The 24,334-nt window shown below is 62.5% G+C and carries 22 protein-coding genes and 1 pseudogene; 12 read left to right on the top strand and 11 right to left on the bottom strand.

The features are described 5' to 3' along the window. The first annotated feature begins 57 nt into the window (after positions 1 to 57). The gene (locus V1279_RS21450; RefSeq protein WP_334439813.1) at positions 58 to 723 is read left to right on the top strand and encodes a DsbA family oxidoreductase; all 666 of its coding nucleotides are present in this window, start codon (positions 58 to 60) and stop codon (positions 721 to 723) included. Positions 724 to 871: 148 nt separating this feature from the next. Next, positions 872 to 1,510 carry an NIPSNAP family protein gene (locus V1279_RS21445; protein WP_334439811.1) on the top strand — a complete coding sequence of 213 codons (639 nt, stop codon included), beginning with the start codon at positions 872 to 874 and terminating at the stop codon, positions 1,508 to 1,510. Positions 1,511 to 1,622: 112 nt separating this feature from the next. On the opposite strand, the gene V1279_RS21440 is transcribed toward V1279_RS21445, so the two are convergent. The 4 genes and pseudogenes from V1279_RS21440 to V1279_RS21425 all read right to left on the bottom strand — a co-directional run bounded on the left by V1279_RS21440 (position 1,623) and on the right by V1279_RS21425 (position 8,098). Beyond that, positions 1,623 to 2,567 (bottom strand): cupin-like domain-containing protein, encoded by a 945-nt coding sequence (locus V1279_RS21440; protein ID WP_334439809.1) that lies wholly within the window; start codon positions 2,565 to 2,567, stop codon positions 1,623 to 1,625. Beyond that, positions 2,568 to 3,764 carry a GNAT family N-acetyltransferase gene (locus V1279_RS21435; RefSeq protein ID WP_442894795.1) on the bottom strand — a complete coding sequence of 399 codons (1,197 nt, stop codon included), beginning with the start codon at positions 3,762 to 3,764 and terminating at the stop codon, positions 2,568 to 2,570. A 173-nt stretch (positions 3,765 to 3,937) separates the two neighbouring features. After that, positions 3,938 to 6,665 (bottom strand): annotated as a pseudogene (locus V1279_RS21430) (EAL domain-containing protein). Positions 6,666 to 6,730: 65 nt separating this feature from the next. Then, on the bottom strand, positions 6,731 to 8,098 hold the full coding sequence (locus V1279_RS21425; protein WP_334439807.1) for a FecR family protein: 1,368 nt from the start codon (positions 8,096 to 8,098) through the stop codon (positions 6,731 to 6,733). Here V1279_RS21425 and V1279_RS21420 point away from each other — a divergent pair. Further along, positions 8,048 to 9,745, top strand: coding sequence for a ShlB/FhaC/HecB family hemolysin secretion/activation protein (locus tag V1279_RS21420; protein ID WP_334439804.1), 1,698 nt, complete (start codon positions 8,048 to 8,050; stop codon positions 9,743 to 9,745). The genes V1279_RS21425 and V1279_RS21420 overlap by 51 nt on opposite strands. A gap of 2 nt (positions 9,746 to 9,747) precedes the next feature. Here V1279_RS21420 and V1279_RS21415 read toward each other — a convergent pair whose 3' ends face one another. After that, positions 9,748 to 10,143, bottom strand: a complete 396-nt coding sequence (locus V1279_RS21415) for a hypothetical protein (RefSeq protein WP_334439800.1) — start codon at positions 10,141 to 10,143, stop codon at positions 9,748 to 9,750. 231 nt (positions 10,144 to 10,374) lie between these two features. Between V1279_RS21415 and V1279_RS21410 the strand changes: the two genes are divergently transcribed. Next, positions 10,375 to 11,820 (top strand): caspase family protein, encoded by a 1,446-nt coding sequence (locus tag V1279_RS21410; RefSeq protein WP_334439798.1) that lies wholly within the window; start codon positions 10,375 to 10,377, stop codon positions 11,818 to 11,820. A 50-nt stretch (positions 11,821 to 11,870) separates the two neighbouring features. Then, on the top strand, positions 11,871 to 13,910 hold the full coding sequence (locus V1279_RS21405; RefSeq protein WP_334439796.1) for a pyrroloquinoline quinone-dependent dehydrogenase: 2,040 nt from the start codon (positions 11,871 to 11,873) through the stop codon (positions 13,908 to 13,910). A 1,350-nt stretch (positions 13,911 to 15,260) separates the two neighbouring features. On the opposite strand, the gene V1279_RS21400 is transcribed toward V1279_RS21405, so the two are convergent. After that, positions 15,261 to 15,722: a PaaI family thioesterase gene (locus V1279_RS21400; protein WP_334439793.1), complete on the bottom strand. Its 462-nt coding sequence runs from the start codon at positions 15,720 to 15,722 to the stop codon at positions 15,261 to 15,263. 235 nt (positions 15,723 to 15,957) lie between these two features. Here V1279_RS21400 and V1279_RS21395 point away from each other — a divergent pair, with 235 nt between their 5' ends. From V1279_RS21395 to V1279_RS21385, 3 genes are all read left to right on the top strand, one after another. Continuing rightward, entirely contained in the window at positions 15,958 to 16,242 is a 285-nt protein-coding gene (locus V1279_RS21395; RefSeq protein WP_334439790.1) for a hypothetical protein, read from the top strand. Positions 16,243 to 16,323: 81 nt separating this feature from the next. Further along, entirely contained in the window at positions 16,324 to 16,554 is a 231-nt protein-coding gene (locus V1279_RS21390; protein ID WP_334439788.1) for a hypothetical protein, read from the top strand. A gap of 129 nt (positions 16,555 to 16,683) precedes the next feature. Next, positions 16,684 to 17,019 carry a PilZ domain-containing protein gene (locus tag V1279_RS21385; protein ID WP_334439786.1) on the top strand — a complete coding sequence of 112 codons (336 nt, stop codon included), beginning with the start codon at positions 16,684 to 16,686 and terminating at the stop codon, positions 17,017 to 17,019. 8 nt (positions 17,020 to 17,027) lie between these two features. Here the strand turns inward: V1279_RS21385 and V1279_RS21380 are convergent, their stop codons facing one another. The 5 genes from V1279_RS21380 to V1279_RS21360 all read right to left on the bottom strand — a co-directional run bounded on the left by V1279_RS21380 (position 17,028) and on the right by V1279_RS21360 (position 20,098). Continuing rightward, positions 17,028 to 17,270 carry a DUF6894 family protein gene (locus V1279_RS21380; RefSeq protein ID WP_334446510.1) on the bottom strand — a complete coding sequence of 81 codons (243 nt, stop codon included), beginning with the start codon at positions 17,268 to 17,270 and terminating at the stop codon, positions 17,028 to 17,030. A 171-nt stretch (positions 17,271 to 17,441) separates the two neighbouring features. Further along, positions 17,442 to 17,669: a hypothetical protein gene (locus tag V1279_RS21375; protein ID WP_334439784.1), complete on the bottom strand. Its 228-nt coding sequence runs from the start codon at positions 17,667 to 17,669 to the stop codon at positions 17,442 to 17,444. Between the two features lie 1,443 nt (positions 17,670 to 19,112). Next, positions 19,113 to 19,292 carry a hypothetical protein gene (locus V1279_RS21370; RefSeq protein WP_334439782.1) on the bottom strand — a complete coding sequence of 60 codons (180 nt, stop codon included), beginning with the start codon at positions 19,290 to 19,292 and terminating at the stop codon, positions 19,113 to 19,115. A 330-nt stretch (positions 19,293 to 19,622) separates the two neighbouring features. Then, entirely contained in the window at positions 19,623 to 19,817 is a 195-nt protein-coding gene (locus tag V1279_RS21365) for a hypothetical protein (RefSeq protein ID WP_334439780.1), read from the bottom strand. A gap of 41 nt (positions 19,818 to 19,858) precedes the next feature. Further along, positions 19,859 to 20,098: a hypothetical protein gene (locus tag V1279_RS21360; RefSeq protein WP_334439777.1), complete on the bottom strand. Its 240-nt coding sequence runs from the start codon at positions 20,096 to 20,098 to the stop codon at positions 19,859 to 19,861. A 243-nt stretch (positions 20,099 to 20,341) separates the two neighbouring features. Here V1279_RS21360 and V1279_RS21355 point away from each other — a divergent pair, with 243 nt between their 5' ends. The 4 genes from V1279_RS21355 to V1279_RS21340 all read left to right on the top strand — a co-directional run bounded on the left by V1279_RS21355 (position 20,342) and on the right by V1279_RS21340 (position 24,303). Beyond that, positions 20,342 to 20,494, top strand: a complete 153-nt coding sequence (locus V1279_RS21355; protein WP_334439774.1) for a hypothetical protein — start codon at positions 20,342 to 20,344, stop codon at positions 20,492 to 20,494. Between the two features lie 607 nt (positions 20,495 to 21,101). Further along, on the top strand, positions 21,102 to 22,193 hold the full coding sequence (gene recA / locus V1279_RS21350) for a recombinase RecA (protein WP_334439771.1): 1,092 nt from the start codon (positions 21,102 to 21,104) through the stop codon (positions 22,191 to 22,193). Positions 22,194 to 22,312: 119 nt separating this feature from the next. Beyond that, on the top strand, positions 22,313 to 23,293 hold the full coding sequence (locus V1279_RS21345; RefSeq protein WP_334439769.1) for a hypothetical protein: 981 nt from the start codon (positions 22,313 to 22,315) through the stop codon (positions 23,291 to 23,293). 26 nt (positions 23,294 to 23,319) lie between these two features. After that, a complete protein-coding gene (locus V1279_RS21340; protein WP_334439768.1) occupies positions 23,320 to 24,303 on the top strand; it encodes a hypothetical protein in 984 nt (327 codons plus the stop codon). Positions 24,304 to 24,334 lie beyond the last annotated feature (31 nt).

Raw genomic sequence — 24,334 nt, 5'->3', positions numbered from 1 at the left:
GTCTGGCGGCTCATTCGGCTTATTTTCGGGGTTCCATTTCGACCTGAGGAGGCGCCGATGAGCACCCTGAAGCCGCTGAAAATCGACATCGTCTCCGACGTAGTCTGCCCGTGGTGCTATATCGGCAAGCGCCGCATTGAGAACGCCCTGGCGCTGGTGCCTGATGTTCCCGTCGAAGTGCGCTGGCGGCCGTTCTTCCTCAATTCCTGGGTGCCGCGCGAGGGCATCAGCCGCGACGAATATCTCACCGCCAAGTTCGGCTCGGTCGAAGCCTACAAGGGCATCGCCGGCCGCGTCGTGGCGGCTGCGGGCGAGGAGGGGCTGACCTACCGCCCCGAACTGGTGAAGCGCCAGCCGAACACCATCGATTGCCACCGCCTGATCCACTGGGCGGATGCACAGGGAAAATCAGCCGAGATGAAGCAGCGCCTGATGGAATTGTATTTTCGCGATGGCGGCGATCTGACCGACCTCAACGTGCTGGTGCAGGCGGCGGCCGATATCGGCCTCGATGCCGACGATGTGCGCATGCGGCTTGCCACCGATGAGGATGTCGCGCTGATCTCGGGGCAGGCCCAGGAAGCCTCCGACAAGGGTATCTCGGGCGTGCCGACCTTTGTGTTCGCACAGAAATACGCCGTGTCCGGCGCGCAGCCCGCCGAGCAGCTCGCCCGCGCTATCCGTCAGGTATCCGGCGAGATCAACGCGCAGGCGGCGGAGTAGGGCGCGACTGCTCGTCATGCCCGGCCTTGTGCCGGGCATCCACGTCCTGACCATGCTGCGGCAAAGGAAGTCGTGGATGGCGCCGGGTCAAGCCCGGCCATGACGATCGGACGAAATCATCGGCAACAAGAAACCTTGGGGAGACGTCATGATTTATGAACTGCGCACCTACACCGTAAAGCCGGGCACGCTCGGCGACATGATCAAGGCCGCGAGCACGGTGTCGCGCGACATCCGCAAGGACGATTACGGCAAGCTCGAAGGCTACTGGTCGACCGAGATCGGGCCGCTCAACCAGGTCCTGCACATGTGGAGCTACAACAGTTTCGACCAGCGCGCGCGGATGCGGGCCGAGCTGGCGAAAAACCCGCGCTGGGCCGGCGAGTACGTGCCGCTGATTCGTCCCTTGCTGGTCCGCCAGGACGTCCGCCTGATGAACGCGGTGAGGCCGCCGGTTGCGCCGGCATCGACGGGCAATGTCTACGAACTCCGCAACTATCGGGGCAAGCCTGCCGGCGGCCTGAAGCAGTGGCTCGATGCGTTCACCGCGGTGCTGCCGGAGCGTGAGAAATATTCAAAGATCGTCGGCCTCTGGACGACCGAAGCCGGGCAACCGAACGAAGCCTGCCATATCTGGGCCTATCCCAGCCTGAACGCGCGTGCCGAAGCGCGGGGCAATGCGATGAAGGATCCTGCCTGGCAGGAATTCCTTGGCAAGGGTCCGGGCTTTCTCGAGGAAATGCACTCGACCATCATGCTGCCGGCGCCGCACTCGCCGTTGCAGTGAGTTTGTTCACGTAGCCCGGATGGAGCGCAGCGTAATCCGGGGTTATCGCATCTCGCTGCACCGGCCCCGGGTTACGCTGCGCTCCACCCGGGCTACGGCTACGAAGAGAGACTTACGCGCCCTTCAGATAATAATTCGCGCGTTTGCCGAGCGCGACCCGCCGCAGCACGCGGCGCATCGCCATCGAGGCGCGCAGCGGCTTGATCGCCGTCGTCACCGCGCGATAGAACGCGAGCTTGAGCGCATCGAGTGCCGGCTGTTTGCCGGGGGGCTGCTGCGGCAGGCCGACACCCCGCAGCATCGAATTGAAGAAGTGCAGGTCGTTCAGCCGCCGCACTTCGCGCGTCTTCCAGGTGATCGCCATCGAAATCGAGAAAGAGCCTGCGGTGCGCACCCAGTGCGGCCATTGATACGGCACGTAGCAGCCATCGCCTGCGAACAAATGAAATTCCTTGCCGCGCGGCGCAAAGCTCTCGTCGTATTTCAGGTTGCGATGCTTGGTCATCGAGCGCTCGACCTCGTCGTCACTGACGATCGTGCGGTCGGTATTGTCGAAGATCGTGAAGAATTTTTCGCCGTGGATGTGGACGAAGAAATTGTCTTCGCTGTCGAGATGGAACGGCGTGGTCGAGTTCGGCGAGGACACGAACAGAAAGCCCTCGACCTGCTCGAAACCTGCGTCGAGCAGGCTGTTGAAGCCGCGCGCGCGGGCGACCGACAGCAGTGTATCCTCGAGCAGGCGGCGATACTCGGGCGAATTCTCCACCCGCTTGAGTACCATCCAGGCGCCGGCGGTTTCGATGCTCTTTACCACTTCGACCGGATCGAGGTCGACGGTGGGAATCGCATCCGGATCCTGGCTGATTGCGACCTTGCCGGAATTGTATTCGATCAGGTCGCGCGGCAATTCAGAGGCGAGCTGCGCGATTCGCGGTAGCGTCAGCAGCGGATGGCCGGCGAGCTTGTGATGGATCGCGAACGGCTTGAGCGGGAAGTCGCGGCGAAGCGCGTCATGATCGGCCGTAATCACGGGCGCGATGGCGGTGAGCGTATTCATTTAGGATTTCTCCTGCCGTGCTCTGACGAAATGAACGATGCGGCGTACCGGCTCGCGGATCGCGCCGCGCAAGCCGAGCGCGGCGCGGATCAGCGACACGACCGGATCGCGCCGTCGCAACGGGATCAGGACGTCGCCGATCGCAAGGCGTCCGCGCCAGATCGGGTTGATCATGGGATGATCGGGAGCGGCGGTGGAATCGACCAGGCGAATGGCCGGATCCGTGCAGAGATGCCGGGTCAATTCCAGCGTCAGCTGCACGCCCGGCGAAAACTTCGCAAAGCGCTCGTCGACGCCGAGCTTGAAGTAGAAGGCGCGATCCTGATGGCGCAGCACGATGGCGGCTGCCACCGGCGTTTCGCCGGCCCGCAGGGTCACGATCTCGCACTGGCCTGTCTCGGCCAGCGCTGACGTGGCGCGGCGGACGAAGGCCGCATCGCCGTCGTCCTGGCAGAGCGCGGTGCCGCGCTGGCCCTTCCAGCCGCTGGCCTCCAGCATCAGGAATGTTTCGACGGCGGTGGCCATTTCGGCAGGCGTCCTCGCCACGTCGAAGTGGACGGGGCCGTGTTCAGCGAGGCGATTGCGCTGACGGCGCAGTTCTTTCAGTTTCTTCGCGCCCAGCGCCTCGCGCAGCACGTCGTCGGCGTCACCGGTGGTATCAAGGCAGGCGCGGACATGCGATTGCAGCACCACGGGCTGCATGCCGCTGCGATGCAGCACATCGGTAAAGGCTTTCAGGGCCGCGCCATCAAGCGAGGTGGCGCGGAAGATCAGCGCATGCGCGCCAGCCCGCCGGGCCTGCTGCAGAATGCCCGTGACGGCTTCTTCCGCCATGTCGCGATCAAGCAGTGGCGTGCAAAGCGTGCCGTAGGGATCGGCGCTGACCAAAGCGGGCAGAGGGATCTTGTAGGCGCGCCACATCGAGATCACGGGCACCAGGCCGATCAGGCTGGAGGCATCGCGCCACGCGCCGAGTGCGGCAGCGTTGACGCGACCCCGCGCTGACGCGTTCACTGCTAGTTCCCATTCGGGCAAGTAATAGCCGTTCGGCTCGGCGGCGCGCTCGGAAAGCGCGCGCCATTGGCCTGCGGAAACGCCGGCGAGCGGCATCAACTCGCCGCCGGAGTCTGGTGCACGCGCGTTCGCATCCTTGCTCGATGCACGGCGCACCGTCGATGTGTCGGTAATATCAGCCACTTTCCCCGAATCCCGTTCGCGGTTTTTTGCCAACGGCACCCCTAGGGCGCCGCCTGCTTATCGCGTTCACAGGGCAAGGCTAGCGAAAAGAGATGGAAAATAGCGTTGTTGCAAAGCTCGGATTTGAGCGGTCGCGTTAACCGATCTTTCAGTCTGGTCAGGCCGTCCAGCCGTCACGCCACCTCGGCAGCGGCGGGGGTGATCAGGAATTTGGCTTCGAAATCACGTGCCGGCATCGGCCGTCCGAAGAAGTAGCCTTGTCCCTCTTCGCAGCCCATCCTGACCAGGAAGTCGGCGGTGGCCCGGTCCTCGATGCCTTCGGCGATAACCGACAGGCCCAGTTGCTTGGACAGTCCGATCGTCGAACTCACGATCGCCGCGTCGTCGGGATTGGCCAGCAATCCGAACACGAAGGAGCGGTCGATCTTCAGCCCGTCGAGCGGGAATTTCTTCAGATAGCTAAGGCTTGCAAAGCCGGTGCCGAAATCGTCGAACACGATCCGAACACCCAGCTCCTGGATCTTCAGGAACGTGTTCAGCGCGCCCTTCTCATCGTGGAGCAGGATGTCCTCGGTAATCTCGAGCTCGAGGCTGGTCGGGCTTAAGCCGGTGCGGGCAAGCGCTTGCGCGACCGAGCCTGCAAGATCGCCGGACTGGAACTGCGAGGGCGAGAGATTGACGCCGATGCGAAGCTGGTGGCCGGTGCGTTCCCAAGCGGCTGCCTTGGCGCAGGCGGTGTCGAGAACCCACTCCGCCATTCTCTCAGAGATTGGCGAGGTATTGACGATAGGCATGAATTCAGCCGGCGAAACCAGGCCTCGTACCGGATGGCGCCAGCGTATCAGCGCTTCGGCGCCAATCAGGCGGCCATCGGCCAGATGGTGTTGCGGCTGATAGAACAGTTCGAATTCATCGTGCTCCGCGGCCGCCGCCAGTTCCGCTTCCAGCGTCAGACGGGTTTGCAACTTGCGGCGGATCGCGTCCTCGAACAGCACATGACCGCCGCGTTTGCTCGCTTTGGCGTGGCTCAATGCCAAATGGGAATTGCTCAGCAGCTCGTCCGCGCTGCGGCCGCCGCCGGGGAAAACCGCGGCGCCGATGCTGACCCGGACGCGATGCCGGCGGTTGCCGGCCAGCAGCGGTGCCTCGAAGCTCGCGCCGATCTGCTCGGCGAAGCGGCTGACGTTTTCGCCGATATCGCTCATCCGGACGGCGACGGCGAATTCATCGCCGCTCAATCGCGCGACCATGCCGGATACCGGAATTCCCGCCGTCAACCGCTCTGAAATGCCGCGAAGCACGAGATCGCCGCTGGCATGACCGAGCATGTGGTTGATCTGCTGAAAGCCATCGAGGCCGACCACCAGCAGCGCCACTTCGCAACCCTCGGCCTCGGCTTTCGCAATCATCGCGGCCAGGCCGGCGTGAAGCGTGTTGCGGTTGATCAGACCCGTCAGCGTGTCGTGTTCGGCGAGGTATCGAATCCTCTCGGCTTCGCGCTTTCGCACCGAAATGTCGCGCAGGATCGCTCCGAATTGAAACCCGTCGGTGCCCTGCCAGCCGGAGAAGCTGGCCTCGACCGGAAACACCTCGCCATTGCTGCGGCGTCCGTCGAATTCGACTACCGATCCGGGAGCGAGATGTGCGGCGTTCTTGATGGAGAAAGAGGACGTGGCAACGGCTCCGTCACGTGCGCAAATCTCGTCGAACGGCCGGCCGATCATTTCCTCCGGCAGATAGCCGAAGATCGCGGTCGCGCCCGGATTCCAGACCGTGATCAGGTAACTGGAATCGGTGCAGATCAGACCGTCGCCGAGCGCCATCGCCACGCGCTGAAAGCGGCTCTCGGCGACCCTGCCGAGCAGATCCTTGATATCGATCTCGTCGAGTGCGATGGCCGCGATATAGACAATGATGGCGATTTGAATCAGCGACGTGTCGAGAATGAGCGGGAATGCCGCCTGCAGGGCAAACGCGCCGGCCTCGAGGGAGACAGCGGTTGCGGCGAGCAGCGCCACTCGCTTGCCGGCGGAAAGGCGGCGCCATGAGAACAGCATGATCAAGGCGAGCAGGGCCAGGCCGGTCAGCGTGACGACGTGCGAGGTCCATTGCAGCGCGCGGTTCTGCAATAGCGATTCCGCGGCCAGCGTCTGCAACACGGGGCCGGAAACGATCGCGCCGTTCGGGACGCTGAAGCGGTCACCGAGTTCGAGCGCCGTGCCCCCGATAATGACCTTCTTGCCCTGCAGTTTTTGCAGCGTCGCCGGGTCGCCGCGCAGCACGTCCGCAAAGGACGCTTTGGGGATTCCCGCAGTCCGGATGCTGAAGTCGATCAGAAACGGCGTGCGCTTTTCCGCGTATTGACCGGCGAGCACGGCAGCCATGCGAGGGCATGAATTTGCCGTCCAGCTTCTCGCCGAACGGATAACGGCGGACGAGGCCGTCGGGTCCCACCTCGACATTGACGACCGCCGGCCAGGAATGTTCGGCGAATTGCTGCAACGGGCGATTGACGTGAAGCGTGGTCTTGTCGGTGCGAGGCTGCTGGAACGAGGGCAGCACGACCGATCCGCCGGCGTTCTGCAGGGCTTCGGCAAAGTTTCGGTCCGACGACGCATCGGAAGGCGTGGAGAAGTCGACGTCGAGCGCGATGTCCTGGACGTCCGCCTTCTCAAGCTGCCGGATCAGTTCGGCGTGGAGCAGGCGCGGCCATGGCCAGACGCCGATCCTGTCGATCGACGATGCGTCGATCGCGATCACCACGATGTTGCCGCTGACCTGTCGCGACTGCCAGGCGAACCGCAGGTCGGCCAGGGTGTTGCGAAGCGAGCTGTGCCAGCCGCCCGCCAGGACGATTGCCAGCGCAATCATCACGAAGATATGCGGCCGATATCGTTTCACTTGGTCACCATTCTGGTGTTTCGGGTTTGACCGGTCGTTCAGCTCTCTTGCAGTTGATTGTGCGGTTAGCGGCCTCTTCCGTGTCCACTGTTGCCACGGCCACTGCCGTTGGCTCCGTTGCCATTCCCGTTGGCGGCATTTTCGCTGCCGCCATTGCCATTGCCGCCGTTGCTATTGCCGCTATTGCTGTTGCCTCCGGCGACAGCCGCTACCGCGCTTGCATTTGCTCGACCGGCGGCACTGGCGACGGATCCGTTGCCATTGTCTCCCTGACCATTGTTGGCGGCGGCCGTGTCGGTGCCGGGAGTTGATGAACTCCAGACCGTATTGGGTTCGGAGGCGCCCCGCGCCGCGCCGACCGAAGCCGAACCGCCATGGGCGAGACCGTTGGTAACGCGATGGAGGTTCATTCGAACTTCGCCGATCGACGAGGAGATGCGAGTGACGCCATGCCTCGCGGGATGGGCGCTCGCATGCTTGTTGTGTCCGTTGGCTGCATGGCGTGGCGCGGAGAGACCGCCGCGCGGCACCGGCACGCGCTCGATCGAAGGTGCGCGCGGCTTGCCGTGCTCGATCGGGGCGAGGACGCCGGCTCCGCCCAGCGACAGCCCGACCTTGCCGCTCGCGAAGGCCGTCGCGTGCTGCCCGGCCATCACCTGGGCGATCTGACCCGACTTGAAATCTGCGACCTCAACCTGACCGCGGACCACGTCGACGGTGGTCTTCCCTGCATTGACGGTGACACGGAATTGCGTGCCCTTCACCACCGCCGCGAGGTAGGGGGTCTCGACCTCGAAATGTTTGACGTTGCGCTTTTCGACGTCAAGCAGGATCGAGCCGGCCCGCTGCACGATGGTCGTCGAGAGTCCTTCCTTCTTCTGGGCGGGGACGCCGACCACGGAATTCGGCGAAACCAGGATCATTTCGTCGCCGCGCCTCAGGAGGACGCGCCCGGTACGGCCGGTGCGAACGGTATCGCCGGGCTTCAACACGTCTTCCTGTTTCAGCGATGCCTGCTGCACGCCGCTGCCAGCGAGCCACACCTCGCCCGAGGATTTGTGCACGGTCCAGTCGTCGCCGTCGGCAGCGAAAGCGGCGGAAGCCGTCGCCAGGACGAACGCTGTCCCGAGGGCTCTTGTGACGTGAAGGATCGCACGCATGAAACTCTCTCCGATTGCCGCTTTATCCCGAACGACTATCGGAAATGTTTCAACATTGAGTGAGCGAAAGCCTTGCTTCCAAAGGATCGAATTAACCATCCGTTCACCATAAAACTCTATTGAAATCATATGGCTAGCGGTTCCACCGATGTGCAGAGGTTTCTCTCCGTAGATGTACTGAGAAGTATGTGTGCAGCGGTCATTGTCCGATTTTGCCTGCTGATGGTTGGCCTCGGTTTGTGCACCGCCTGTTCTCCCGCGCACGCGCAGCACGCGAACCAGCCCGGTTATGATCCGAGACAGATCGAAAAACGTTTCGAGGATCAGCAATCGAGCCAGGGCGCCAATGGGCGGCCCCGGTTGCCGTCGCCGCAATTTGCGGGGACGGAGGGGCAGGGCGATTCCAAGCCACTGTTCGTGCTTAAGCACGTCTCGATCACCGGCGCCGTAGCGATACCGCAGGACCGGCTGGTCGCGACATATCAACCCTACATCGGCAAGACAGTATCGCAGGCCGACTTGGCGACTATCGCCACCGCGGTGAGCGACGTCTATCGCGCCGCCGGCTTTCACCTCAGCCGGGCGATCGTTCCTCCGCAGGACATCCAGGGCGGCCAGCTTCATATTCAAGTCATCGAAGGCAGCATCACGGAGCTGACGCTGAAGGGAGACGGCGCCGAACAATTCGGTGTCCGGCCGATGCTCGAAGCCGTGCTGACGGAGCGGCCTTCGCGGCTTGCGACTCTCGAACGGCAGTTGCTTCTGATCAACAGTCGGCCCGGCGTGCGGATCGAGGACACTGCGATCGAGGAGATCGGCACCGCGAGCGGCCATTTCCGCCTGATCCTGTCTCTCAAGACCTGGCACGTCTTTACCTCGTTCGGCGTCGACAATCTCGGATCGTCGTCGGTCGGACCGTGGCAAAGCTACGGGACGGCGGCGTTCAACTCCTATCTCACGCCAGGCGACTCGCTGGTTTTCAACCTCTCCACCACGCCCGGCGATCCGCGGCAGCTCGCGTTCGGCCGTCTGTCCTACGAGATTCCCGTCGGCGCCGACGGCGCCCGCATCGGTGCGTCGGGATACTACAGCGAGGTTTGGCCCGGCGATTTCCGTCGCCTCTACAGCGACAACATCAAAACCGAGTCGTTCGAAATTCGCGGCAGCATCGCGCCGCTGCAATCGCAGAAGTCCAGCCTGACGCTTATCGCGGCCTCCGCTTTCACCAATGCTTCCGAAAACGACGTGTTCGGCGCGATCTACGCCGATCGCATCCGCACTGCGAGCCTCACCTCGGACTACCGGCTGCAGGACAATTTCGGTGGCACCAATTATCTGACAGTGAATTATCGCCAGGGCCTCGACATTCTCGGCGCCTCGCACCGCGGCGACGACTTTCTGTCGCGCGACGGCGCATCCGGCAAATTCTCCGCGCTGAATTTCTGGTTCACGCGTTACCAGACGCTGTCGGACGCATGGTCGCTGAAACTTGCGTCGGCCGGCCAGACGGGGTCCGGCCCGCTGTTCACCTCGCAGCAATTCTATCTCGGCGGCATCGCGTTCGGGCGCGGCTATGGCAGCGCCGAGATCAGCGGCGATAACGGTCTGGCGGGCTCGGTGGAACTGCGCTTCGACCAGAAGACGAACCTTCAATATCTGAGCGGCTATCAGCTTTACGGTTTCGTCGATAGCGGCGTCGCCTGGAACTCTGGCTATCGGCTTAGCGATGGCCTTTCGCTGACCTCGGCCGGCGGCGGCGTTCGCTTCTTCCTCGCCGACGGCTTGCAGGCCGACATCGGCGCTGCCGCGCCGCTCGGCTATCGCGCGCCCGACAATCCCACCCGCGGCGTGCGGGTGCTGTTCTCGCTTTCGAGTGCGCTGAAGCTCTGTCCGGTCCGGGCGGCAACCCGCTGTCTATAGGGCTAGATCGGCTCGTAGCTCTCGCTGGTACAGGTGTCTTCCGGCTCGATCTGCCGGCGATCCGCAATCACGCCTTCGGAAATCTCGATTCGGTAGGTCTGCGTGCCCAGCGGTTTGCCGGTCACCGAAATCACTTCGGCCTTGACGCAGGCGGTCCAGCCCGGTCCGCGCAGGTTGGGGCGCGGCTCGGAAACGCGAACATTGGTCGGTTGCGAGGCCGCCGTGAACACCGAGTCCAGTTTCTCCTTCAGCATCCGCTTGGCGTCGGGCGCCGGCTCGAGCGGGGGCGGCTCGGGCGCCTTGGCGCGCATGAACTCGGGCACCGGCGAGCGGACGTCGGCAAAGCCGCAACCCGCAAGCGCCAGCGCTGCGCCCACAACCAGCGCTATATGATTCACGATCCGCCGCATCGGAGGGTGTTTTAACCCGAACACGCTGCGCCAGAACAGGGCATGTTGCCCAGATAACGATCCCGATACTGTGATTTGCATCACTGCGCAGGACTTGGGCCTGCGGCAAGATCGCCGTTGAATCGAGCCCTTGTCACGCCTCACAACGCGCCGCCGGCTTGAACCTTTGGCTCCGGGGCCATGACCAATCCGTAGCCTGCATTGCCGGGAGGTGGCATCATGTTCCGTGACACGCTGCTCAAGCTGATGATTCCCGCTGCGGTTCTGCTGGGAACACATTCGGCGTCTGCTGAAAGTCGCCTCGCGCTGGTGATCGGCCAGTCCGCCTATCGTTCGGTGCCGGCGCTGCCCAATCCGGCCAATGACGCCAGGGCGATCACGCAAATGCTGACCGATTCCGGCTTCGAGGTCTCGACCGCGGCCGATCTTTCGCAAGGCCAGATGCGGGAGGCAGTCAGCGAATTCGCCGGCAAGGTGGCGGCCAAGGGCGCTGATACCGTAGCTTTGGTGTTTTACGCCGGTCACGGGCTGCAGATCGATGGCGAGAACTTTCTGGTTCCGATCGATATCGATCCGAAGCGGGAAGCCGACATTCCGATCCAGGCGGTGCGCCTCAACGACATCCTGAACACGCTGACGTCGGTGCCGAGCAAGATGCGCATCCTGATGCTCGACGCCTGTCGCAACAATCCGTTCCCGGACCTCAAGACCGCCGGCGGCGGGCTTGCCCTCATCGATGCCAAGGTCGGCGCTCCCGGTACGTTCCTGTCGTTCTCGACGTCGCCCGGCGCGGTCGCGGAGGACGGCTCCGGCTCCAACAGCCCGTATACGAATGCGCTGCTGGCGGCCGGCAAGGAGCAGAACATTCCGATCGAGGAGACTTTCAAGCGGGTGCGGCTTGCGGTGAACAAGGTCACCGAAGGGCGGCAGACCCCGTGGGACAGCTCCTCGCTGACCGAGGATTTCCGCTTTTCGGGCGCGTCGGTCGCCGGGCCGAAGCCTGCGGCCGCTCCGAAGAAGACGGTCGCCGAGTGGACCCGCGATCTGAAGGGCAAGCCGGTCGAGGCGGCGAACGAGCTGATCGTGGCCGACGGCACCGACGAATCGTATGAGGCCTTTGCGGGCCTCTTCCCGCAGACAGCGCTTGGGCGGCTGGCGCGCGACTGGCTGGTTCGGCACCGGCGCATGGTGGCATGGAACGAGGCCGTGCTCACCAACACCGCGTCCGGATATCGCTCGTTCCTGGCGAAATTCCCCGACAGCGATCTCAGCGCGACCGCGCGCAAGCTGGAACAGCGGCTGCGCAACCGTCCCGAGTTCACACCGGCGGTTGCCGCCGCCAACGCCGCCGTGCCGCAAAACGTTGCGCTGGCCGCGCCGACCTGTCCCTGCAACGTGCAGCCGCCGCCCCCGCAGCCGCTGAAGGTCAATGTCCCGATCAGGCGCGTCGAGCCGGATCCGCCGAAGAAGCGGGTCGATCGCAAGCCGCCGCGTCGGAGCGAGCCGGATGATGACGTCGTGGTCGTTCGCCGTCCGCCCCCGCGCGTGGTGTACGATCCGCCGCCGCCACCGCCGGTCAGCATCGGCATCGGCATTGGCCTCGGCGGGTTTGGCGGCGGTCGCGGCGGCCACTATGGCGACCATGGCGGCCGGGGTAGATACTGACCTGCCGATAGGGTAATCGATCCCGCAAGCGTTGCGCTTGCGGGGGCAGGATGCGAAATCCGGTTCGTCTGTTCACTTTCATCGTTGCCATTTTCTGCGCGAGTATCGCGCTTCCGGCTTCCGCCTGGGAGCATTGGGGCGGCGATCGCGGCGGATCGCGGTTTTCGCCGCTCAACCAGATCACGCCGGACAATGTCGGCAATCTCGTCCGCGCCTGGGAGTTTCGTACCGGCGATCTCGACAGCCGCGCGCCCGAGGTGATGAAGCGGACCAAGTTTCAGGCCACGCCGCTGTTGGTCGAAGACAGCCTGATCTTCTGCTCGCCGTTCAACGAAGTGATCGCGCTCGACCCCGGCAGTGGTGTGCAGAAGTGGCGATATGATCCTGATATCTCGACCGCTCAACGCCCGGCCAACCGCTACACTTGCCGCGGCGTGGCCTATTGGGTCGACGAGCGCGCGGCTGAAAATGCCGACTGCCGCGCGCGGGTGTTCATGGGCACCAACGACGCGCGCGTGATCGCGCTCGACGCGAGATCCGGCATTCCCTGCGCCGATTTCGGCAACAATGGCGAGATCAGGATCGAGATCGGCGCGCCGCTGGAATGGCCCGGCGAATTCCAGATCACGTCGGCCCCCGTCATTATCAGCGACACCGTCATCGTCGGTTCTGCGATCGCGGACAACCGCCGCGTCGAGGCGCCACCCGGCACGGTGCGCGCCTTCGATGCGCGAACCGGGCGTCCGCGCTGGTCGTTCGATCCGCTGGTGCATGATGGCATCGTCTCCGGCCACGCCAATGTCTGGGCGCCGATGTCGGTGGACGAGGAACGTGGCCTGGTGTTCTTGCCGACGTCCTCGCCGAGCCCGGACTTCTGGGGCGGCAAGCGGCCCGGCAACAACGACTACGCCAATTCGGTCGTGGCGCTGCGCGCCGAGACCGGCGAGCGGCTCTGGTCGTATCAGACCGTGCATCACGATGTCTGGGATTACGATTTGCCGGCGCAGCCGACGCTGGCGCGCATCGACACCGGCGCAGGCTTGCGCGACGTCGTGATCCAGTCGACCAAGCAGGGGTTTGTGTTCGTGCTCGACCGCGATACCGGCAGGCCGGTATGGCCGGTGGAGGAACGCGCCGTGCCGCAAGGCGGCGCCGAAGGCGAGCAGCTCTCGCCGACACAGCCGTTTCCGACCCACGTGCCGGCGCTGCTACCGCAACAAATTTCGGCCGACGACGTGTTCGGCGTCATTCCGTTTCGCGACAGCGGGATCTGCCGCGACCAGATCGCGTCCGCACGCAATGACGGCCTCTACACGCCGCCGTCGACGCAAGGCACGGTGGTTTTCCCGATGACCGGCGGCGGCGTGAACTGGGGCGGCGCCGCCTTCGATCCCGTCAATCAGATTCTTTACGCCAACACGACGCGGGCGATCCATATCGTCAAGCTGCTTCCGCGCGCCGCCGTGGCCGACGGGTTCAACCCGCCGCCCGGCCACGACTTCGGACGGCAGCAGGGCGCGCCGTTCGCGATGACGCGCGCGGTCGCAGTGTCGCCTTTGGGGCTGTTGTGCAACAAGCCGCCCTGGGGTGAGATGGTCGCGGTCGATCTGAAGGCCGGCAAGATTCTCTGGCGTTCGCGCGTGGGCACCACGGAGGACCGCGCGCCACTCGGCATCGCCTTTCCGTTCGGCACGCCGCTCGTCAGTGGCGTCGCGATCACCGCCGGCGGTCTCGCCTTCACCGGCGCGATGGACGCTTATCTGCGCGCCTTCGACGCGAGGTCGGGGCATGAGCTGTGGCAGGGCCGACTGCCGGTGCCGGGCGTCGCCAATCCCATGACGTATCTGTGGAAGGGCGAGCAATATGTCGCGATCGGCGCCGGCGGTCATTCCGAGTCGGGCACGACCATCGGCGACAGCGTGGTCGCGTTCCGCCTGGCGCGGCCGGGCGAAACGCCTTCGCTGCGGTCGCGCACAATCGACCGGCCGGGCGGGCGATTCATGAGCGGGGCGATTGCGGCTGGGTTTGTGGTGCTGCTGATGGCGGTGTTGGTCTGGCGCTGGCGGCGGAGCAGGGTGGGGAGGGCGTAGGTTACCGCAACAACCGCTCCATCGTCGTCCCTGCCTAGTGCGCAATTGCGCACGGGGCGCAGGGACCCATACTCCGCGGCAGTTCCTGTTGGAAAAGACAAGATAACAACGACCTCACAAACAACTTAGGCCGGTGGCTATGGGTCCCTGCGTTCGCAGGGACGACGGAGGATGGATTTCGGATTCGCCATCAAGCAGGTCGCTCGCAATGACGTGGATATGACGTCGCGTTCTCGCGGCGCATTGCGTCCGAGGTTTGTATCTTCGTTTGCCCTCATCGAGAACAGAGGGCGCAGGGAAGACCGGGTGCTTGCTGCACCCGCGGTCTCGCGTGCGATTTGCGCAAACAAAAGTGCACACGAGCATACAGGGCAGCGGGAGCATTCCGGCCTTCCCTGCGCAATGGCCTTACGGCTTATAGCGTGCTCTCCCTGGTGAACGGCTTTCTTGCCACCATCGCTGCGTGAATACATCCACGCAACTTAGCGCCAGCACCGCGGCGTCAGGACCACACGACTTCGCCGTACGCTTGAGCCACACACGTCAGTCGCAGCTCTCGCGTCCATCGCATCTCACCGCACGTTCGTGACGATGGCCAACGCCCCTCATCTGCCGTGAGACAAGCGGAGTTATGCCGATGATTTGCTTTGGAAGTTAAGCGGAATATTTTTGCTGAAGGGGCTGGACAGGTTTTGACTGATTTGCCCGTCGTGTTGATTTGTCGCAGGCCACTGCATGAAGTTGCGCTTGTGCGCGAAGCAAATCAGTTCGCAGTGCGTAGGGTGAGCAAAGCGACAGCGTGCCCACCATCAAGAAACGCGCTCGACGATAGATGGTGGGCACGTCGCTGACGCTCCTTTGCCCACCCTACAGCCGAAATGAATCTGCCAGCAATCAGCTCGGCACGGCGGCCTTGTCGTTAAAAGGCCCGGCGGCGCGGAGGAGGGCCAGCTTGCGGTTGGCGCCCACGAGAGAGAAGCTCGTAAATCGCGATCACTGCGACGCAAGCGATGATGGTGATGGTCGCCATCACAAGAGTGGTCTTGAGCATGGTTCGTCCCTCGACAATTTCAACACCAAGACGCCAGACGAATTGTGTTCCCGCAAGACGAGATAACTACGGGGGACGGCCCATTACTGCATATTGCAAAGGGATGGTCGGGCCTGCGGTATCCTGATTTCCAGCACGACGACGCTTGATGCAATCTTGTAGGGTGGACAAAGCCAACGGGTCGCGCGAACGCGCGCCCGATGACAGGCTCCGTGTGTCCACCACCAGGAAGCGCGTTCGGTGATAGATGGTGGTCACGGCGCGATAGACGCGCTTTTGCGATTCTCTACAGCATCTCTCTACAGCATCGCGAACGCGCTCGAGACCATCGCCACCGGCTTGTTGTCGGTGGCGGAAAGAAGCGTGACGCGACCGAAGCTCATGGTGCGCCCGAGGCGGACCACGCGCGCATCGGCCAGGACGTCGGAGGCCGAGGCCGCGCGCATGAAATGCGTGGTCTGGTCGACCGTCGTCATTGCGCGATAGCCGCGGTTGGCGGCGAGGTTGGCGATCACCATCGCGGTGTCGGCAAAGGCCATCAGCGCCTGGCCCGAGACTGTGCCGCCATTGCGGCACAGCCGTTCCGAGAACGGCAGGCGCAGGATCGCGCCCGGCTGCCAGTCGGCGGCATCACCGGGCGGGGCAAAGTCAAAGCGCTCGATCGAGAGATTGAGATCCATCACCCAGGGCGCAAATATCTCGCCAAGCACCCGCCTGGCTTCCGCGATGCCGAATTCCGTTGCTTGTGGCTGTTGCTGCATGAACGCCGGTTTCCTTAGCCGATATTGTTTCAGGCCGTATTGTAGTGGTCATTGCGGCGAAGGGAACAGCGGCGGCGGGCCACAAATACGGCACGAAATCCTGCGAGTCTGGCCGCGCTTTGCGGGCGGGTTCGGCGCGCCTAACCAAAGGCTGGGGCCCTCATGCTTGGCGGGGCGGTTGCGCCGGTGGTATCCTTCCCGGAAACGCAAAGTCAGCGTCCCAAAGGAGAGCGTCATGAGAATGCTGAGCGCGGCCGCGGTGGTGGTGTTGTTGACGGTGCCGGCCTACGCGCAGACCCCGAACATCAACCTGATGCCGGAGTTCCAGTCCAAATCGCCGGAGGAGAAGGAGGCGGATGCGATCAAGGAGAAAGCCTATAAGGATTCCCTGAGGAAGATTCCCGATGCCAAAGGCTCTTCCGATCCCTGGGGCACCGTGCGCAGCACCGACGCGCCCAAGGACTCGGCGAAGGCCGCCGCGGCGCCCAGGAAGAACAAGACCGGCAGTAGCAGTCAGTAGGCGGCCGTACCAAGCGGCGAGTAGGATTCGTTCGCCGCCATCCCTATATTCGACCTGTCGTCCTATGTCTGGAGTTACGACATGGTCTTTCGTCCGCGCGATCTCGCGAGCCGGATGGCCGGCCGGCGCAAGCCGGACGACGGCTATCTGCGCGAGACCTTCACGCTGCCGCGCGACCAGGCCAGGGCGCGGGCGCGCGACTTTCTCGACCGCTATCCCAAGGCGGCCTATATGAGCTCGGTCGAGAGCTGGCGCGAGCTGCCCGATGGCGACATCGAATTCACGATGCGCCGGCTCGCCAGCGCCGACTAGGCAATGCTTTCCGCTTTGCCATCCCGCTGCACGTCAGAATTGATATCAATACCTCGGTTTTTGCCGAATTCCGATAACTCGGTATTCAGGTATTCCGCCTAGCTAGGATTTCCCCGCGCAGGAGAAATCATGGCGAGAGACCGCAAAGACCTAGGTGCCCGCAAGTTCGTTCGGGTCGACTTGCGCAAGCCGGGATTCCTGATTCCGGCGCCGGATGCGGCATGGATCCAGTGCTACATCCTCGACATTTCCGAAAACGGCGCCTGCCTCGACGTGGGTGACCTCGCGGTGCCGAAGGTGTTCGGCCTTTCGCTGACCGCCGGCGGCGAGGTGCGGCGGCTATGCACGTTGATCTGGCGCAAGGGCGAATTGGTCGGCGTCCGATTCATCTCCGCCCGGGAGCTGCGGAAGGGCGTTGCGCCGGCCGGTGAACCGGATGCGGCTCCCAAAAAGGCGCACGCCTAGCGCGCTCCTTAATCGGTGTCCTGCAGCGTCTCCGCAACCAGGCGGATCCGGAATACCGGCCTCCTGGATTCATCCAGCAATTCCATCTGCCACTCGGCGTTTTCGGAGAGTTTTCGGGAAATGTCCGCGATCATGTCCCCGCAGACGTCGGTCATTTCCTTCCAGGCGGCGTTATGATCGGCAAACTCCGCACCGTCGTTGTTGACGCATGCATCCTCGCCATGTCGAACGCTGAAGAAGAAGATCGGCATGGCAAGCTGAACCAGATGCAAAATGGGCCGCCGTTGGCTCCGAGAACGCGCGAGAGCGGGCGGAGTGGATTCCTGGCGCGCGGAAAGATCAACTCCGGGTTTTTACGGGCTCATGCCCGTTGTCGGGCACATGCGTCATGTCATCATGTAGCCGTAACGTGCTGAAATTGCTTAAGGCTTTCCCGGCGGGCGGCCGGTAGAAGGATCCGGCGAAGCGAGTTGTTCCCGTTCGGCTTTTTTTAGCTCCCGATCGATCCGAAGCTGGACCCGCCGGATGGCGAGCAGATTGAGCCTGGCTTCGGTCTTTCCCGCGATGACCCTGTCGCCGATGCGGAATTGCCATTTCCAAATGCCCAGAGCGGCCGCCGTCACGGTGAATTCAACGCCTTTGTAGATCATATAAAAAATCCCGCTGCGGCCTCAACCGCTTCGAATCCAAACCTGATACTTAAAATTGCAAATATTAATGAATGCAACTATTATAAGGCTTGATCGAGCGTCGGTTGGACGCCTGCGAGGGAGCGGAGAGGGGGCGGGGAGTACCCGCGCGGACTCCTCTGCGGGTAACGGGAGCGGAACCACAAAGTTCCATATTCCATGCGCTGGCAAATAGATTTGCCGCGCGCCAGCACGGCAGAAATCCTCGCGCTGTGCGTTCTAACCCCGCGGGGTGTCCGAATTCCCGCGCCGGAACCGCTTCCGCGCTCGCCGAAAAGCGCTGCGCCGCGCAAGCGGAGTATGGTCGCTTGGCGGCGCAGGCCTATTCCCCGAGTGATGCAATGTCCCAGGCAAGAATTTTGTCTGAACCGGAATGAAAAAGGTTCAACGCCGTTTGAGACGAATTTGCCGGGCGATTTGCGAACTGGAAACGCTGCCTTGCGGCGAACGTATCCGCTCGCGAGGGCGGGTGGTGGTCTTCCAGATTTCCCCCGTCATCGGCGACCTCGCTGCATAGCCCCATGCGGCGGGGTCGTTTGGCTGCGGCGTTGCGTTGCCGATCGCAGCGGGTTGCGATCCCTGCCATGGCCCGCACGCAAGGCATGCCATGCCGCCTGGTGGATTTGCCGGCGCCTATTCCTGGCGCGTTGGAGAAGGCTGCCGCGGCGGCATATGGGTTCTCGATGGCGCGTCCGGCCGGACCGGCGGCGGCACCCGCGAGGGCTCCGGGGTGCGGCTGAGACTCAACAGCCATGTGAGAAGATGGGCGCTATGCTGTTGAAGCATCGGCAGGACCGGTTCGGGGGTGAAGGCAACCTGTATGTGCATGTGGTAACGCATAGCGTGCGCATCTTGACGGACGGTTCAGGCAAAACCGCAAGCACGCCTAAAATTGTAAGCGACGTCACCCGCACCTCGACTTGCGAGTACTGGCCGAAATAGACTGTCTATGCGCTGGCGTATATGGATGGAAAGGAAGAGGCCGCCAACTGAGGCGGCCTTCATCCGTTCATGTCGTGGACGGCGGCTCGATATCCGGTGCTGGTGGCGTCAAGTCACATGACGCTGGATCGTCCACTCGCAATTTTAAATCAGCCGCTTTCTCCATTAACGCAGCGGAAATTTTGGGGTCTTTGGTTGCCTTGGCAAACCTATACAAAATCGCCGCTTGACGCACGAAGTACGCTTTACCAATCACATGAATTTTCCCCGTGGTATCCCAGCGCGCCACCGACGGTACGCAGAAATGGGGCAAAGGTTCCTATGAGTTGCAAAAAGTGAACACATCAAACCGGCCACTGGCGGATTCAAGCCAGGCCACCAGGGGTCGAAACAGGCCGGGACCGACTTGCGGATGGACCGATAAAACGATGAGGCCGCTCGTTGGCGGCCTCATCGCGAGAGCTAGCGTTCCGGCTGCTCTACATCAGGCGGCCGGGGGCTGGCATCCGGCGCCTTTGCACTCCTTGCCGAAAGGTCGGCGGCCTTTTCGAGAAAGCCCGCGGCGACGTCCGGATCCGTGGTGGCCATTGCAAATTTGAGAAAAGTTGCTGCTTGTTCCGTTAGATATTTCTTGCCCGGCACAATCTGGTTCCCCGTTACTACCCGTCACGTCCGATGCAATTACGCACTGCGGCGGAATCCGTTCCGCAGGGAACAGCACAAAAGTGAGCTCAAGGCGGCGCCTGTGTCCGGACAGACACGGTTGCGGCGTCAGTCCTCGCCGAGGAGTTTCCCGGTTTCCTTGTGGATGAAATGAGGCCGGGTGCAGACATTTGAAAAGGATATGTCGGCCCATCGGCGGAATATGTCGAACTTGCGCGGCGGGTCACCTCCGTATGTTTTGCGTAGTTGGGGGGCCGGCCCGGGGACAGCAGGCGGCCGTGGTGATACTGACGAACTTTGCCGGCGGCCTTACTCGTAGCTGGCTTTTGGCGCGTTCATGGACCCGTTCATGGACCGCTCAACGTCATCAGCCAGTTGGCCCAGATGCTTGGCCAGCCGGTCGAACATTTCGCGCTTGGTCATGTCCGTTGCAAGGTCGCGGATCCGCGCCGCTTCAGCCGCATTGCTCCGAAGCTTCTCCAGAGAGGCTCGATAGTCCTTCACTTCCGGGTCCCCTTGCCAGTCCAGGACACTGGGGTGCGGCCTTACTTCTTCTGATCGGACAGCAAGTTTTCCAATGAGTTTGGGGGCCGCAGGCCGGGCGATCTCAGCCACTCATTGATGTGAGCGGCCGTCTCGGCCTGCCGGGCACGCCGCAAAAGCAGTTCTCGGGCCATGCTGCCGGGAGGTTGCTTTTCAGCGGCCGCTTTGAATTTAATCGCCTCTTCCGCTAGCCGCTCTTCAAAGGTCGCCGTGTGAGTGACGCGCTTACGCTGCTGAGCCATGGGGTCCCTCTTGAGCCCACCCATCGCTAATTAAAGGCCGGTTGTTTCATTCCGTCTGTCCGGCAGCCGACAAAACTCAAATCAGGCCATTGCGATTTTTCGAACCGGGTCCCTGAGGTCGGAAACAGGCCAGTACCAAATCCCGGGTACTGGCCGAAATAGGCCACTCCGCTTTTCAAAACAAGCCACTAACGAATTGACCCCCCAGCAATGGTGCTGGGGGTCTTTTTTTGGAGAACCAAAATGAGACTGCAACTGCTGCATTACATAGCCAAGCCGCTGCGCATTCAGTTCAAGGTGGACGGTACTGCGGCAAGCATCTTCAAGATGATCTACAAAGATTCGCCTAAGGGGACGGAGGGGCTACCACCGCCACCGCAGGACTATACAAAATGAAAGAGGCTGCCAACTGAGGCGGCCTTACTTCCGGGCGACGTGGCGGGCCAGTTCACGCATGAGCGCGTGGTATCGATCGATCTGGCCGGCGACTCTCGTCCAACTTTGGGCGATCTCTTTCAGAGTCTTAGCCTCAGCCTCACTCCGCGCTGATTTCATCAAGCGACGGCATTCTGCCGCCTGATCCTGGCAGTGCTGCGCGCTGTCCATGGCCATTTCTCGCGCCGGATTCTACCCCAAGTTTAATACCCTTGAGGTACCTCAAAATTCCCATTGCACGTAGATTTACCGAGAACAGGTGTCGGCGACTTTGCGGCGCGTGATTGTCACCGACATGGCCCCCTTGTGACCGGTTCCTGGCACAAGTTCCTACCCGCTAGAAAGTGTAGGGCGGTCAAACTAGGCCACCCACAAATTCAATTTAGGCCACGAGGGGTTAAAACAGGCCAGCACCAAATCCCGGAAAAGAACATATTGCGAACATAGAACAAAGGTGGTACGAGATTCCCGTACGCTGTCGAATCCCGAAGAATCCCGAAGTCGAATCCCGAACTTGCCACCGCCCGTTTGTCCCGCTCGCGAATCCCCGCCATAAGGAGCACGTATTATGTCCACCACTGCCCTGCGTATCGTCGAAGGATCCTCCATGGATAAGACCAAGGCCCTGTCCGCCGCGCTCTCCCAGATCGAGCGCCAGTTCGGCAAGGGCTCGGTGATGAAGCTGGGCAAGAATGACCGTTCGATGGACATCGAGACCATTTCTTCGGGGTCGCTCGGGCTCGATATCGCGCTGGGCGTCGGCGGCCTGCCGAGGGGACGTGTGGTCGAAATCTACGGGCCGGAATCTTCAGGCAAGACCACGCTGGCGCTGCACACGGTGGCGGAGGGACAGAAGAAGGGCGGCATCTGCGCCTTCATCGACGCCGAACACGCGCTCGATCCGGTCTATGCGCGCAAGCTCGGCGTCAACATCGACGAACTGCTGATCTCGCAGCCCGACACCGGCGAGCAGGCGCTGGAAATCTGCGACACGCTGGTGCGCTCCGGCGCGGTCGACGTGCTGGTGGTCGACTCCGTTGCAGCGCTGGTGCCGAAGGCCGAACTCGAAGGCGAGATGGGCGATGCGCTGCCCGGCCTGCAGGCGCGGCTGATGAGCCAGGCGCTGCGCAAGCTCACCGCCTCGATCAACAAGTCCAACACCATGGTGATCTTCATCAACCAGATCCGCATGAAGATCGGGGTGATGTACGGCTCGCCGGAAACCACCACCGGCGGCAACGCGCTGAAATTTTACGCCTCCGTCCGCCTCGACATCCGCCGCATCGGCGCGATCAAGGAGCGCGACGAAGTGGTCGGCAACCAGACCCGCGTCAAGGTGGTGAAGAACAAGCTGGCGCCGCCGTTCAAGCAGGTCGAATTCGACATCATGTATGGCGAAGGCGTCTCCAAGATGGGCGAAATCCTCGATCTCGGCGTCAAGGCCGGCATCGTCGAGAAGTCGGGCGCGTGGTTCTCCTATGACAGCCAGCGGCTCGGGCAGGGGCGCGAGAACTCGAAAGCCTTCCTCAAGGCCAACCCCGACATGGTCGCCAAGATCGAGACGGCGATCCGCCAGAACTCCGGCCTGATTGCTGAGCAGATTCTGGCAGGCTCCCCTGAGCGCGACGCCGACGGCGAGGAGCCGGCGGGCGACGAATAAGTTTCCAACGCTTCAGGCCGCAAAGGCCTGAGACGCGACAGACGGGCGCTGCGGACGTTGAGTTGCCGACGTCTTTGGCGCCCGTTTTGTTTGGTGGGTAGGTATCGTCGGAGAGTTCAATGAAGCCTCTCGTCCTGACCGGATGGTTGATGCCGGACTTTATGGAAAATGACCTCGCCGATCTCGTGCTAAATTTGGATTTTTTCAACTTCGTGTGGGGACCGCAGCCCTCGCCAGATGAACTCGCAGCCCATCTTGGCCCTCGCACCGGGAGTCACGACCGGAACCGGGCCACACACTGGTCGGACTGGGGCACCCACCGGAGCAAAAACAGAAGGCACCGTAATCGGAGCCTGGCCGAATTCTGCCAGCAATACGAAACCGTCGAACTATGGTTCGACATACGGCCGGGCGCGCAGCTGAAACTGATCTGGCTGCTCGATTATTTCCGCTCTTATCCTGAAACCATTAGCAGGTTGAAGCTGCGTCTTGTCGATCTGAAGATGAGCGCGCTTGAGAAATTTGGCAGGTGGCGGCCGCCGGTCGTCGATGTCACCGAAAAGGAGCTTGAGACGGCAAGCGCAGCCTGGCAGGCCTATCGGTCGCCGACGCCGGAGGCCTGCTTCGATCTGCTCGGCAAGGATTTAAGCGCTCTTCCGCTTCTGAGACCCGTCCTGATCGATCTGCTCGAAGAACTGCCGTCAAGTTCGACGGGACTTGGCGCCTCGGAAATGCGGATGCTCGAACTGATCGCGCGGGGATATTCGCTCACAAACGCGCTCTTCCATCTCTACCAACTGCGCCAAACGCGCATCTTCGGCGAGTGGGAATATGGCTATTTGCTCGACGGGCTGGCGTTCGGGCCCAAACCGGCCGTGGCGGGCCTCGATGAGAAACTGCGCACGCTTGACCGCAAAAATTTGCGGGACCGGCACACGGCTTACCTGCGAAGCGAGCTGTCGCTCACCGAATTCGGCAAGGCTGTTCTCGCCCACAAGGAAGACTTCAGCCGACACAATCCAATCGACCGCTGGTGGGGCGGTACGAGGCTGACCAATGATAATCTGTGGCGCTGGAATCCGGCGCTGGTCGCCCCCTGATACGTGTAGTCTAAACGAGGCGTACCATGACGCGTCTGATCCTGACGGCAGATTCCTCGAGCGCAGGTTGCGTTGTGTCAGCCGGTCACGCCGATCTGGCTGTCGCGATCGAGCTTCGGATGGTTTGGGGGCCGCCACGTTCCGACGCGGAGCTTGCAGCGTTTTTGGCGGCGAGGACCAGCCAAGAGCCGGGCTCCCACTGGCTCGATTCAGTGCCGCAGCTGCGCCTGCAGAAATTCGACATGAGCGAACTCGGGTTGATCGAGGCTTGCGAGCGTTGCGAAACGGTCGAACTCTGGATGGAAACGGAGCCGAATGCCCAACTGGTATTGATCTGGCTGCTGGACTATCTCGGCCCGCAGGCGAAAAGCTTGGGCATCATTCTGCGACACGTGGATGCCTCTCTCGGCGAGACAGAACCGGCGCGTCTCGCCGAATGGAAGTTTCCGGGCGTTGCGATCAACGATCATCATCTCGAGATCGCAAGCCTGGCGTGGGGCGCTTACCGGGCACCGGCGCCACACGCCTGGTTCAATCTGCTGAGCAAGGACCTGAGTGTCTTGCCACAGCTTCGGCGATGCGTTCTGGAAATGCTCGAAGAGCTTCCCGGTCGCGCAACCGGGCTTGGCGCGTCGGAGTTGCGAATTCTGGAATTGATCGCGGCGGGCTACGAGCATCCGTTCGAGGTGTTTCCTCATTTCAAGCAGCGCTTTCAGCGCCGCGTGTTCGGCTACTGGGAAGCTGGCGCTCTCCTGGAAGGACTTGCGCTTGCGCCGATGCCCGCTATTTCGGGCCTTGCGGAGTGGCCGTTCACGCCTGAGATGCACAATCTGCGCGAACGATACGAGCGATATAAGGAAAGCCGGCTATCGCTCACCGCGCTCGGCAAGGCAATTTTGGCGGGCACCGAGGATTTCAGCCGCCACAACCCGATCGATCGCTGGTGGGGCGGCACGAGACTGACCAACGACCGGCTGTGGCGCTGGGACCCGGTCCTGCTCGTGCCGTAGCGGCGTGGCCGTTGGATGGGGTGAACAAAAA

The organism is Bradyrhizobium sp. AZCC 1610 (assembly GCF_036924515.1).
Lineage (GTDB): Bacteria > Pseudomonadota > Alphaproteobacteria > Rhizobiales > Xanthobacteraceae > Bradyrhizobium.
Note: the sequence above shows the minus strand (reverse complement) of the source record. Positions and strands in the feature narration are given on the sequence as shown.

Coding starts and splice junctions, on each gene's coding strand:
- V1279_RS21450 (WP_334439813.1), top strand. CDS start 58: ATGAGCACCCTGAAGCCGCTGAAAATCGACATCGTCTCCGACGTAGTC.
- V1279_RS21445 (WP_334439811.1), top strand. CDS start 872: ATGATTTATGAACTGCGCACCTACACCGTAAAGCCGGGCACGCTCGGC.
- V1279_RS21440 (WP_334439809.1), bottom strand. CDS start 2,567: ATGAATACGCTCACCGCCATCGCGCCCGTGATTACGGCCGATCATGAC.
- V1279_RS21420 (WP_334439804.1), top strand. CDS start 8,048: ATGGTTGGCCTCGGTTTGTGCACCGCCTGTTCTCCCGCGCACGCGCAG.
- V1279_RS21410 (WP_334439798.1), top strand. CDS start 10,375: ATGTTCCGTGACACGCTGCTCAAGCTGATGATTCCCGCTGCGGTTCTG.
- V1279_RS21405 (WP_334439796.1), top strand. CDS start 11,871: ATGCGAAATCCGGTTCGTCTGTTCACTTTCATCGTTGCCATTTTCTGC.
- V1279_RS21400 (WP_334439793.1), bottom strand. CDS start 15,722: ATGCAGCAACAGCCACAAGCAACGGAATTCGGCATCGCGGAAGCCAGG.
- V1279_RS21395 (WP_334439790.1), top strand. CDS start 15,958: ATGAGAATGCTGAGCGCGGCCGCGGTGGTGGTGTTGTTGACGGTGCCG.
- V1279_RS21390 (WP_334439788.1), top strand. CDS start 16,324: ATGGTCTTTCGTCCGCGCGATCTCGCGAGCCGGATGGCCGGCCGGCGC.
- V1279_RS21385 (WP_334439786.1), top strand. CDS start 16,684: ATGGCGAGAGACCGCAAAGACCTAGGTGCCCGCAAGTTCGTTCGGGTC.
- V1279_RS21380 (WP_334446510.1), bottom strand. CDS start 17,270: ATGCCGATCTTCTTCTTCAGCGTTCGACATGGCGAGGATGCATGCGTC.
- V1279_RS21375 (WP_334439784.1), bottom strand. CDS start 17,669: ATGATCTACAAAGGCGTTGAATTCACCGTGACGGCGGCCGCTCTGGGC.
- V1279_RS21360 (WP_334439777.1), bottom strand. CDS start 20,098: ATGGCTCAGCAGCGTAAGCGCGTCACTCACACGGCGACCTTTGAAGAG.
- V1279_RS21355 (WP_334439774.1), top strand. CDS start 20,342: ATGAGACTGCAACTGCTGCATTACATAGCCAAGCCGCTGCGCATTCAG.
- recA (WP_334439771.1), top strand. CDS start 21,102: ATGTCCACCACTGCCCTGCGTATCGTCGAAGGATCCTCCATGGATAAG.
- V1279_RS21345 (WP_334439769.1), top strand. CDS start 22,313: ATGAAGCCTCTCGTCCTGACCGGATGGTTGATGCCGGACTTTATGGAA.
- V1279_RS21340 (WP_334439768.1), top strand. CDS start 23,320: ATGACGCGTCTGATCCTGACGGCAGATTCCTCGAGCGCAGGTTGCGTT.